Annotated in this window: 8 protein-coding genes; 7 read left to right on the plus strand and 1 reads right to left on the minus strand. The window is 48.4% G+C overall.

The annotated features are described in order from the left end of the window. The first annotated feature begins 23 nt into the window (after positions 1–23). The gene (locus AC9UES_RS02845) at positions 24–881 is read left to right on the plus strand and encodes a methylenetetrahydrofolate reductase (RefSeq protein WP_509526643.1); all 858 of its coding nucleotides are present in this window, start codon (positions 24–26) and stop codon (positions 879–881) included. Further along, positions 881–4471 (plus strand): methionine synthase, encoded by a 3591-nt coding sequence (gene metH, locus AC9UES_RS02850; RefSeq protein ID WP_509526645.1) that lies wholly within the window; start codon positions 881–883, stop codon positions 4469–4471. The genes AC9UES_RS02845 and metH overlap by 1 nt, the downstream gene beginning before the upstream one ends. 7 nt (positions 4472–4478) lie before the next feature. Here metH and AC9UES_RS02855 read toward each other — a convergent pair whose 3' ends face one another. Continuing rightward, on the minus strand, positions 4479–7124 hold the full coding sequence (locus AC9UES_RS02855; RefSeq protein WP_509526647.1) for an MMPL family transporter: 2646 nt from the start codon (positions 7122–7124) through the stop codon (positions 4479–4481). Between the two features lie 251 nt (positions 7125–7375). Here AC9UES_RS02855 and AC9UES_RS02860 point away from each other — a divergent pair, with 251 nt between their 5' ends. The 5 genes from AC9UES_RS02860 to AC9UES_RS02880 all read left to right on the plus strand — a co-directional run bounded on the left by AC9UES_RS02860 (position 7376) and on the right by AC9UES_RS02880 (position 11342). Next, positions 7376–7819, plus strand: a complete 444-nt coding sequence (locus AC9UES_RS02860; protein WP_509526649.1) for an iron chaperone — start codon at positions 7376–7378, stop codon at positions 7817–7819. An 84-nt stretch (positions 7820–7903) separates the two neighbouring features. Continuing rightward, the gene (locus AC9UES_RS02865) at positions 7904–8746 is read left to right on the plus strand and encodes an ROK family protein (protein ID WP_509526651.1); all 843 of its coding nucleotides are present in this window, start codon (positions 7904–7906) and stop codon (positions 8744–8746) included. Beyond that, positions 8730–9290, plus strand: a complete 561-nt coding sequence (locus AC9UES_RS02870) for an SIS domain-containing protein (protein ID WP_509526653.1) — start codon at positions 8730–8732, stop codon at positions 9288–9290. The genes AC9UES_RS02865 and AC9UES_RS02870 overlap by 17 nt, the downstream gene beginning before the upstream one ends. Positions 9291–9297: 7 nt before the next feature. Continuing rightward, positions 9298–10485: an MFS transporter gene (locus tag AC9UES_RS02875; RefSeq protein WP_509526655.1), complete on the plus strand. Its 1188-nt coding sequence runs from the start codon at positions 9298–9300 to the stop codon at positions 10483–10485. Positions 10486–10580: 95 nt separating this feature from the next. After that, the gene (locus tag AC9UES_RS02880; protein ID WP_509526657.1) at positions 10581–11342 is read left to right on the plus strand and encodes a GntR family transcriptional regulator; all 762 of its coding nucleotides are present in this window, start codon (positions 10581–10583) and stop codon (positions 11340–11342) included. Positions 11343–11612 lie beyond the last annotated feature (270 nt).

Consider the following 11612-nt stretch of genomic DNA (forward strand, 5'->3'; position numbering starts at 1 on the left):
GAATCCAATGACGGGGAGTTGTTTTGAGTAATCAGGTTCGAGTTTCCTTTGAGGTCTACCCTCCCAGGGACCAAAACTCTGGCGAGAGCCTAGAAACCTCCATAATCGAGCTCGCCAAAATGGACCCCACCTTTATATCAGTGACCTTTGGGGCTGGTGGATCTTCGACCAAGAATTCCCTCGAGGTGCTGAAGTTCATCCTCAAAAACACCCAAGCGGCGGCTTTGGGTCACCTAACCTGCGTTGGCCATAGCTTTTTGGAAACCAAGGCATTAGTCAGTCAATTCATGGATGAGGGAATCACTGACTTTCTTGCCCTAAGAGGAGACCCCCAGCCTGGGATGCCTGTAGAACCAAAAGGTGAGCTAAAGACCTCTTCCGAGCTAGTCCAATTGATCTCCCAGGTTCACAAAGAACGAGGAAACAGCAGATCCGAGCTCAATGTCGCGGTAGCAACCTTTCCAAACGGTCATCCCGACTCTGACAGCATCAGTCAAGACATCCAAGCTCTGCTTGCTAAGCAAAATGCGGGAGCAGATTATGCCATCACACAAGTTTTCTTCTTCGCTGCCGATTACGTGAAGTTTGTGAAGCTAGCCAAAGATGCTGGTGTAACAATCCCGATTTTGCCTGGCATCATGCCGGTTACCTCGATGCAGAGACTTAATCGAGTAATTGAGCTAACCGGTGAGAAAAACCCAGAAGGCTTGGCCAAACTACTTGGTGTCACCTCTAAAGATGATGCCAAGCAGGCAGGAATTGACTGGGCCGCTAATCTTGTATCAGAACTAGTTGATGCAGGTGCACCAGGGGTGCACCTTTACGCATTCAACCAACACGAAAGTGTTACCCAAGTACTTCAAAGAGCAGGAATTCGTTAATGCACACCATTAAAGCCATGGCCTTTGCGCCAAGAGCTCAAGGGCTTATGGACGCACTTGCCACTCGCGTGGTGATTGCCGATGGTGCCATGGGTACTGAATTACAGGAGCGTAAACCTACTCTTGAAGACTTTCAAAACCTAGAAGGTTGTAATGAAATTCTCAATGTCACAAGACCCGACATTGTTAGAAGTGTCCACGACGCCTATTTTGAAGCCGGAATCGATTGCATTGAGTCCAACACCTTTGGAGCAAACTGGTCAAACCTTTCCGACTACGGAATAGAAGATCGAATTGAAGAGCTAGCTGAAGTCGGGGCAAGAATTGCTCGCCAGTCCGCCGATGGTTTTACTGAGAAAGATTCCAGGCCGCGCTGGGTTTTGGGTTCGATGGGGCCTGGAACAAAACTTCCAAGCCTGGGCCACGTTGACTACGCGTTTCTGAGAGATACCTTCAAGGAACAAGCTGTTGGCCTAATCAAGGGTGGCTCCGATGCTTTCCTGGTTGAAACCTCGCAGGACCTACTCCAAACCAAAGCAGCCATTAATGGCTGCCGGTTGGCGATTTTGGAAACTGGAACCAGGCTGCCCATCTTTGTTGAAGTAACTGTTGAAACAACCGGAACCATGCTTATGGGTTCAGAGATTGGCGCAGCACTTACCGCAATCGAACCACTTGGTGTTGACATGATCGGTTTGAACTGTGCAACAGGTCCAACCGAAATGAGCGAGCACCTTCGTCAGCTTTCGAAGCACTCAAGGGTTCCGGTCATGGTTATGCCAAACGCAGGTCTTCCAGTTCTAACCGCCAACGGTGCTAGCTACCCACTGGGACCAGAAGAATTGGCAACTGCTCACGAACAGTTTGTTAAAGAATTCGGCTTGGCAATGATTGGTGGTTGCTGTGGCACAACACCTGCTCACTTGAAGGCAGTTGTTGACAGACTCGGCCACTCAAGCATTCACAAAAGAACTATCGAAATTGAACCCGGTGTTGCAAGTTTGTACCAGCACGTGCCGCTTTCCCAGGACAATACCTATCTTGCAATTGGTGAAAGAACTAATGCCAATGGTTCCAGAGCCTTCAAGCAGGCAATGCTCGATGAAAGATGGGAAGACTGCGTCGACATCGCGCGCAAGCAAGTGCGCGATGGCGCCCATTTGTTGGACGTCTCTGTTGACTATGTCGGCCGAGACGGAGTCGCCGACATGCGAACCCTTGTCTCAAAACTAGCCAGTGCTTCAACGTTGCCACTTGTTATTGACTCAACTGAGCCCGCGGTTATTCAAGCTGGTCTTGAACTAATCGGTGGAAGACCTGTTGTGAACTCCGTCAACTTCGAAGACGGCGATGGTCCATCTTCGCGCTTTGCCAAGATCATGCCAATTGTTAAAGAACACGGTGCAGCCGTGATTGCGCTAACCATTGACGAACAGGGTCAGGCCAGAAACCAGGCTGACAAGGTTCGTATCGCTTCCCGATTGATTGATGACCTAGTTTCTAAGTGGGACATGAGGGTAGAAGACATCATCGTGGACGCCCTTACTTTCCCGATCGCAACCGGTCAAGAAGAAACCCGTCGTGACGGACTTGAAACCATTGGTGCCATCAAGGAAATCACAACCAAGTACCCAGGTATTCACACAACCCTAGGTGTTTCCAATGTTTCCTTCGGTTTGAACCCAGCGGCCAGATCTGTTCTGAACTCGGTGTTCCTGAACGAAGCTACCCAGGCAGGACTCGATTCCGCCATCATCGATGCGGCCAAGATTGTTCCACTGGCGGACATCCCAGAAGATCGACTAAAAGTTGCTCTCGATTTGATTTACGACCGCCGTGAATACGACGCGGATAGGAATCTCACTTACGACCCGCTATCTGCCATGTTGGATCTATTCGATGGCGTTGACTCCGCATCGATACGCGATGCTCGCGCAGCTGAGCTAGCGGCACTTCCAGTGAACCAAAGACTTGAAAGACGAATCATTGATGGCGAATCCAAGGGTCTAGAAGACGATCTTGAGCTTTCGAGATCTGAAGGAAACAAACCACTTGCAATCATCAACGACTACCTGCTCGCCGGAATGCAAATTGTGGGTCAGCGCTTTGGTGCCGGAGAGATGCAGTTACCTTTTGTTTTGCAATCTGCCGAAGTTATGAAATCAGCCGTCGCGCTTCTAGAGCCTTACATGGAAAAAAGTGAAGCTGCCGGCAAAGGAAAAATTGTTTTAGCCACCGTGCGAGGCGACGTTCACGACATTGGGAAAAACCTCGTAGACATTATCTTGACCAATAACGGCTACGACGTAGTAAACATCGGTATTAAACAACAGGTTGCTGACATCATCAAGGCTGCCGAAGAGCACAATGCAGATGTCATCGGTATGAGTGGTCTCTTGGTGAAATCAACCGTTGTTATGCGCGAGAACCTTTCAGAACTTGGGTCAAGAGGGCTTGCCAAGAAGTGGCCGATCATTCTGGGAGGCGCTGCCCTTACCAGGTCCTTTGTTGAAGACGACTTAGCTGGCGAGTTTGATGGAACAGTGCGTTATGCCAAAGATGCTTTTGAAGGACTTGATCTAATGGAGCCGCTGGTTGCAATTGCTCGAGGCGCCGATGCCGGATCAGTTGGATTGAAGCCACTGAAAAAGAGAATCCACGCACCTAGCAAATTAGTTCTAACTGAGCCAGAAAACATGCCGGCCCGCTCCGAGGTAGCAAGCAATAACCCCGTTCCAACCCCTCCTTTCTGGGGAACCAGAATTGTGAAGGGAATTGCCCTTGCTGACTTCTCTTCTTATTTGGACGAACGCGCCACCTTTATGGGTCAATGGGGACTAAAGCCCACCCGAGGAGACGGACCAGGTTACGAGGAATTGGTTCGAACCGAAGGAAGACCAAGACTTAGGTATTGGTTAGATCGCATTCTCTCTGAAGCAATTGCTGACGCATCGGTTGTTTACGGATACTTCCCTGCAGTTTCAGAAGGCGAAGACCTGATTGTTTTGCACCACAATAACGATTCATCGGGACTTGTTGGCAAAGCTGGCTTGCTTGCACCAGATGGCGGATCAGGTGGAGCTATCGGCACTGACCGAATGAGATTTAGCTTCCCAAGACAAAGAAGAGATGGCCACCTTTGCCTATCGGATTACATCCGTTCCAGAGCATCAGGTGAGATCGATGTGTTTGGGGTTCAGCTTGTGACTTTCGGTTCTGCGGTTGAGAAAGTTACCAAGGTACTTTTCGAAGAAAACAGCTACCGCGACTACATGGAGCTAAATGGTTTAGCGATGCAACTAACCGAAGCTTTGGCCGAGTACTGGCACTCCCGCATCAGAGCTGAGCTTGGTTTTGCAAATGAAGAGCCAGAAGACATGCAGGGATACTTTGACTTGAAGTATCGCGGTGCCAGATTCTCACTGGGTTACCCAGCTTGTCCTGAAATGGAAGATCGCAAGAAGGTAGTTGAGCTACTGATGCCGGAGCGAGTTGGAGTCAGCTTGTCTGAGGAATTACAGCTTCACCCAGAGCAGTCAACCGATGCTTTCGTATTCCATCACCCAGAGGCTAAATACTTCTCCGTATAGCTCGCCTCTAGTGAAGCTTCTTGTTCTCGATCTTGGTTCCCTCAACGTCGACGTCTGGCAAAGCCTTGTCTAGCCACCTTGGAATCCACCAAGCAGACTTGTCAAGAATTGTCATTGCCGCAGGAACCAGAATCAGCCTGACTAAGAAGGCGTCCATCAAAACTCCAATTGCTAGACCAAAGCCAATAGGACGGATTGTTGCCAGGTGAGAGAACGCGAATCCACCAAAGACTGTGACCATGATCAGCGCTGCCGCAACCACCACTCCCCTGCTTTGGTGAATTCCGTAGTTGATTGCATCCCTTGGTTTCTTGCCGTGAGTAAAGGCCTCTCTCATTCCTGAAACCAGGAAGAGCTGATAATCCATAGCCAGACCAAAAATTATTCCGATTAGGAATATCGGCAAGAAGCTAAGGATTGGACCAGGGCTTGTCACACCCAGCAGCTCTGATAGCCAACCCCATTGGTAGACCGCCACAACCGCTCCGAGAGTTGCAGTAACGGTAAGTAAGAATCCCACCGCCGCAAGAATCGGTATCAATATCGAGCGGAATACCAGCATCAAAAGCAGAAGCGATAGCACTATGACAGTTGACAAATAAAGCGGTAGCACATCAGAGATCTTGTCTGAAACGTCGATGTTGGTTGCAGTGATACCTATTGCACCAATCTTGCCATCGTACTTATCCTCGACCATCTGGTTCAGGTCACGAATCTCATAGACAACCTGCTCAGTTTCAACGCTCGAAGGCCCGCCGGTTGGCACAACCTGGAACAAGAAAGTCTTCTTGTCATCCGACACTGCAGCCGGAACGGCGGCAGTTACGTTTTCAAGACCGGCTAGCGCTGACGCCATCTCGGCCTGCAAAGTGAGAGTGTCTTGTTCGGCCACCGGTTCGTTTAATTCCAAAACAGTTGTGATTTGACCGTTGAAGCCTGGTCCAAAAGCATCGCTAACTAAGGTGTATGACTTGTATGCGCTCGAGTCTGTTGGCTCGGAACCACCATCTGGCAACCCAAGTCTCATTTCAGAAAGGGGGATTGCCATAATTACCAGAACAGAAATTGTTGCAGCTAGTGCAAGCCAAGGGTTCTTGGTAGCCCAAACTGGCGCCTTTGAAGTTTTGACCGTAGCGGCTTTTTTGCGCTTGGCGGCTGTTGAGATGCTGGCTCGTTCCTTCTTAGTGAGAATGCGGTCACCAATCAAGGACAGTGCAGCTGGTGTAACGGTGAGTGCAATAAGCACGGCAAAAACAATGGCAATTGCACCCATTGATCCCATCAGGCCAACAAAACCAATTCCAGTTAGGTTCAACGCAACAAGTGCGATGACAACTGTCACTCCAGCAAAGAGCACAGCGTTTCCGCTGGTTCCATTTGCAATAGCGATTGATTCTTTGAGCTTCGCGCCAGATTTAAGCTGCCTGCGGTGACGATTGACTATAAAGAGGCTGTAGTCAATACCTACCGCCAGACCCAGCATGACTCCAAGAACCGGAGTAGTTGAGGTCATTTCAATTTGAGAAGCCAAAGCCAAGGTAATTGTTGCCGAAATTCCAACTCCGACGATTGCAGAGAAGATTGGCAGCGAGACACCTATAAACGTGCCAAGCAAAATAAACAGCACAATTGCAGCGCTAATTAGGCCGACAATTTCTCCAACACCCAAAATGTCGCCAAAGGACTGAGTTAGCTCTTGTGAGAACTCCACTTCAATTCCATTTAGGTCGGCTTCTTGGAGATACTCAACAACTGACTCTCTAGTTCCAGCTTCTAGCTCGGTACCTCTTTTATCGAAACGAATTGTTGCTAACGCAACAGTTTCATCATTGGAAACGGTTGTGAAATTTGCGGAGGCATTGATTAGATTCTGGGCCGACTCGAGATCTCTTTTCGCTACTTCTAGTTCGAGTTTGCCAGCAGCGACTTCTTCTGCCCCAGCTGCGAGTTCTAGTTCAGCTTTTTCAAGCTCAGCGGTGGAAGCATTTGCAATTGCTTCCTGTTTAGCAAGTTCAGTTAATGCAGCATCTAGTTGAGCCTTGCTTCCAAGTAGTTGGGCAGTTGGCGCAGCACCCGCGTCGGTAAACTGCTTTATTCCTGCATTCACCAAGGTTAAGTTCGCGGTTAAATCTTCTCTGGTTGCCTGTATGACAGCTAGACCACCAGCGAGTTTCGTTTTGCCTGCGTCTATTTCTTGCTGGCCAGCGGCGAGCTCGAGTACTGCCTGATCGACTATTGCCTGGGCGTCAAGCAGTTTCTTTTTACCCTCAACCAAATCCGCATCACTTTGATCGATTTGTACTTGAACGTCGAAGGGGTTCAAAGCTTCAGCAATTCCCGGGAGTTTTTCTGTGCCAGTTAGCGCGGAGGTAATTGCATCTATGTCTTCTTGGTTAAACACACCACTTGGCTTATGAAAGACAACTTGCCCTGATCCTCGGGATGCGTCTGGAAAAGTCTTTTGAAGCTCGTCGACAACTTGTTGTGAGGGAACGCCATCGATTGAGATGCTGGTGGTTAGTTTTCCACCTAAGGAAAGCGCGAGCCCGGCGGTGATACCAAGGATGACAATCCAGGCGACAATTACTTGCCAGGCGCGACGAGCCGAAAACAATCCAAGTTTGTATAGCAAAGTAGCCAAGTGCAATTCCATTCGTTAGAAAGCCAACCCGGGGGCGTTATTGATTGCCTCTTGGCCAAGCAGAAGATTGATGTACTTCTATGTTATTTGGTGTCTGCTTACCTTTAGGACTCCTGTTAGTTTTCCCAGAACTTTCTAAGCTTTTGCTCTCAATTGCGTTTCTTGAAATGTAGCCTGGGGTTATTTTGCCCGAATCTATAGACAGATAGACTTCGCACATATGGCAAATGTCACCAAACTGAATTCAATGGAGGTCGCAAACAATGGCTAAAGCACCAGCGAGTAGTAAAGCAAAAAGCACCAAGACTTTCAGTGCAGCTGAGCGCCAGGCCATGAAGGACAGAGCTCAAGAGCTCAAAAACAAGGCAAAGGGTGTAAAGGGCGAGGCAGAGCTTATGGAAAAAGTGAAGCTTATGAACAAGGAAGACAAAGAACTTGCTTTGGCAATCCACAAACTGATCACATCTATCGCTCCAGAGCTTGAGCCAAAGACTTGGTATGGAATGCCTGCTTATTACAAGAACGGCAAAGTGTTGGTCTTTTTTCAAAATGCTGGCAAGTGGAAATCAAGGTACTCAACCCTTGGCTTTGATGAGTCAGCAAACCTAGATTCTGGTTCGATGTGGCCAACATCTTTCGCACTGACAAAACTCACTCCCGCCAACAAAAAGGCGATTACAGACTTGGTCTTGAAGGCAATTCGATAGAGGAAGATTTCAACCTCTTCTAAAGACTCAAAAATAGTCGGCCCTGACACGTGTGACGTCGTGATGTCTCGTTATGCTTTTTTCATGACTGCATTGCTACTCGACATTGGCGGAACTAAGTGCAGCATTGCCTCGGACAGCAACCTAGAGAGCTTCTTAGAGCTCGTGACGGCGGACTATATAACCCCCGAAAAAATCCTGGACCAGTTAGCGCTATACGCTGCCGAATTAGTCGCCAAGGATAAATCCATTGATCGAGTTGGAATTAGCTTTGGCGGGCCCTTTGATTTTGCTAATCAAAGAGTGAAAAGGTCAGTCCACGTTTCTGGTTGGGAAGAATTCGATTTCTCTGAGTGGTCAAAGCGTGTGCTTGGGCTACCAGCAGTTGCAGACAACGATGCCAATGTTGGAGCCCTCGGTGAGTTTGTTTCCCGAGGTTCCAGGCAATCAAACCTTGCTTATGTGACTGTCTCCACTGGAATTGGAGCTGGGTTGATTATCAACGGAAAGATTTATCGCGGCCACGGTGAACTTGCCGGAGAACTAGGTCACATCGTGATTGATCCATCCGGCCCGGCAGATGAATTGGGTAACCGTGGAACCCTTGAGAGATTCTGCAGCGGCTATTGGTTGCGAAAAGATTATGGAAAAGCTGCTCAAGAGCTCTTGCTTGACGATGGTTTCTTGTTGGAATACAGCGCGCGACTAGCCGCGGGGTTATCGACTCTGGTAAGACTTATCAATCCCGAGCTCTTGGTTTTGGGCGGTGGCATAACTAAGGCTGGTCCTAGGTTAGAGTCTGCTTTATTGAATCAGCTGGAGCCACTTTTGGACCAGACGCAAACCAAGCTGGAGTTTTCAACACTGGGTAATTCAAATGTATTAATTGGAGCAAGAGAGTTGGCACTAAATGAACTACGTGGCTAATTATTTGGCAAAGGTGAAAGAGGCCATCGACCTTGTCGAAGCCTCCAAAATCGAAACCTTGATTTCCTGGCTTTCAGAAACTCGTGCTGCCAATCAGACGATCTTCACAATGGGTAATGGCGGCAGCTCCTCCACCGCTTCGCACTGGGTCAACGATCTAGTCAAGGGTGCCTCATATGAAAAAACTGAGCGCTTCAAGGTTATGTGCCTAAATGACTCGGTTTCCACCCTCACCGCATACAGCAATGATGTTGACTACGACCAAGCACTGGTTGAGCCACTCAAGAACTTCCTAGAACCAAAAGATCTCGTAATTGCAATCTCGGGCTCTGGGAACTCAAACAATGTCATCAAGGCGGTTGAGTATGCAAAATCTATCGGCGCTCGGACTGTCGGACTGACCGGCAGGGATGGCGGGAAGTTAGGCTCTTTAGTCGAGCTTGAAATCAGAGTTCCAGAACCAAACATGGGTCGAATTGAAGATGTTCACATGATGATCACTCACGCGGTCTCATGGAGCTTTATTGAAAACGAAAGAAGTTAGGTATCAATTGTCAAAGCCGTCACTATTTGTTTGGTCCACCGCTTCCGCAGCTCTATTTTTTGCCAGAGCTTTCTTGTTCTCCACCTGGGTTAGTCGCGGTCCAGAGGTGCAGCAGCTGCTTGGGTTCAATGACCTCGAGTTTGGAATCTTCACCATGCTGTATGCAGTTGGTGGATTGCTTGGAATTTTCTTTGCGAGTTTTCTGGTAAATCGTTTTGGCTCGAGGCTTATTGCAGCTCTCGGATTCTCTATTGGAGCAGCCTCTCTCATGGGTATTGGTCTTTCGGTGGAACTAGGTTTGATTCTTGTTTCAAGCCTGTTGCTAGTTTCCATCGGAACCCCAATGGCGATAGAGGACTTCGTTGGAAACTACGAGGGTAATGCGGCGGATAAAAAGTCAAAGCATTCAATCTTCCCTGCCATTCACGGTGCATACGGTGTTGGCATGCTTGGTGGTGCGGCTATTTCTGGCTGGGCAATCGATCAAGGAATTGGGCTTGCCAGTCACTACTTTGTGACAGGTTTGTTTGTTGCCGCAATCTCGATTGCTGCCGGCGTTGTATTACCTGCTCGAAAGAAAATTGCCGAGAGCACAGCTAGCAAGGCGTCCAGAAAAGGTGAAACCAAGAAGGTATGGACTGAAAAGCGAAGTCTGTTGATTGCTGTGGTTGGTTTTTCTTTCATCATGGCCGAGATGTCGGCTGGAACCTGGGTACCAATCGCCCTAACTGGTTCTGGTTACTCGGGCTCGGAAGCTGCGATCATGTTCGGTATTTTCTGGATTGCCATTACCGCCGGACGGCTATTTGGTGGATTCATTGTTGACGCGATTGGACGGTCCAGAACCATTCTGTTTTCGGCACTGCTGGCCGTCAGCGGTATAGCAGTATTCATTGCTCAGGATCTAATCAATCTTCCATTACTGGGTCTGATCCTTTGGGGTCTAGGAATCGCAATGGGTTTTCCAATGTCAGTTGCCTCGATGGGAGACCAGGAAGCTTTGGCTCCTGCCCGAATCAACATGATTATTACCGTGGTTTCCATCTCCTCGATTACCGTGGGGCCTGCTTTAGGTGCTTTGGGCGAATTTGCTGGGTTGTATGTGGCGTTTGGAATCCCACTTGTGTTCATGTTGATCGCGGCAATCCTGAGCCCAATTACTAAGCCCATAGACAACGAAGGTAAGCGCATCTAGCTTCAAAAGTTCACTGGTTGGAAACAATGAATTTGGCTTGAACTTGCTGGAATGAAGTATTGTCATAACATACTTCAGATCAGGAGAATAAGCGGATGCGCAAGACCGAGGTAATCCTTCCGCTTTCGATTTTCTCCAAACTGAATCGAAAATCTACTGCTCCTCTTTATTTCCAACTCTCTGAGCTTTTAGAAAAATCAATTCTTTCGGGTCAACTAGCTGCCGGTGATCGGCTGGAAAATGAAATCTCCATTTGCGAGCGCCTTGGTCTATCTAGACCAACTGTTCGACGAGCCATTGAAGAACTTGTTGACAAAGGACTCTTAGTTCGACGTCGCGGTCTTGGAACTCAAGTTGTTCACGGCCAAGTTACTCGCGGGGTTGAACTCACATCACTATTTGATGATCTTGAGCGAGCTGGAAGAAAGCCCTCAACCAAAGTTATTGAATTCAAACTTGTTCCTGCTGATGCAGTTGTTGCTGCGCAACTTGGAGTTTCTGTTGGACAAAAAGTTGTGTTCCTACACCGGGTAAGAAGTGCGGGGAAAACACCGGTTGCTGTTTTGCAAAACTGGATACACCCAAGATTTGAGCACCTCACCGAAAACGATATGTCCAAGTCCGGTCTTTACGATTGGCTCCGAACCAATGGCGCCTCAATCCAAGTTGCTAAGCAAAAAATTGGTGCCCGTCGCGCTAGCGCAGAAGAATCGAACTTGTTAGAAATTGAAAAGAACTCACCGGTACTAACCATGAATCGGACCGCGTTTGATAACTCCGGGGTTGCGTTGGAGTATGGACAGCACTGCTATCGAACTGATCTGTACTCTTTTGAGTTCACTATCGTTGAGCGGTAAAACCCTTACATAGAGCTAACTTTGTAACCAACTGGGCTCCCGCTTAGATTAGGGGTTGGCTTGGAAAGGGCTGGGCTTTAGGCGGTTAGGTATCTTTTTTATAACGGGGAGATGAAATCTGGCTTAATTGTCCTTACAAACCGCGATAATTATCAGCAGTCGGGTCTTTCCGACCATTTAAATGAAAACGAGAGGTTATCTCTATGAACATCAAGAAGCTAGCTGCTCTTGTTGCCGTTTCCGCGTTAGTACTAACCGGATGTGCAACAA

It is taken from the genome of Rhodoluna sp. (assembly GCF_044232805.1).
In the GTDB taxonomy this organism is placed as follows: Bacteria; Actinomycetota; Actinomycetes; order Actinomycetales; family Microbacteriaceae; genus Rhodoluna.

What these genes read in the sequence shown, in the direction of transcription:
- metH (WP_509526645.1), top strand. Translation starts at nt 881, where the DNA reads ATGCACACCATTAAAGCCATGGCCTTTGCGCCAAGAGCTCAAGGGCTT.
- AC9UES_RS02855 (WP_509526647.1), bottom strand. Translation starts at nt 7,124, where the DNA reads ATGGAATTGCACTTGGCTACTTTGCTATACAAACTTGGATTGTTTTCG.
- AC9UES_RS02860 (WP_509526649.1), top strand. Translation starts at nt 7,376, where the DNA reads ATGGCTAAAGCACCAGCGAGTAGTAAAGCAAAAAGCACCAAGACTTTC.
- AC9UES_RS02865 (WP_509526651.1), top strand. Translation starts at nt 7,904, where the DNA reads ATGACTGCATTGCTACTCGACATTGGCGGAACTAAGTGCAGCATTGCC.
- AC9UES_RS02870 (WP_509526653.1), top strand. Translation starts at nt 8,730, where the DNA reads ATGAACTACGTGGCTAATTATTTGGCAAAGGTGAAAGAGGCCATCGAC.
- AC9UES_RS02880 (WP_509526657.1), top strand. Translation starts at nt 10,581, where the DNA reads ATGCGCAAGACCGAGGTAATCCTTCCGCTTTCGATTTTCTCCAAACTG.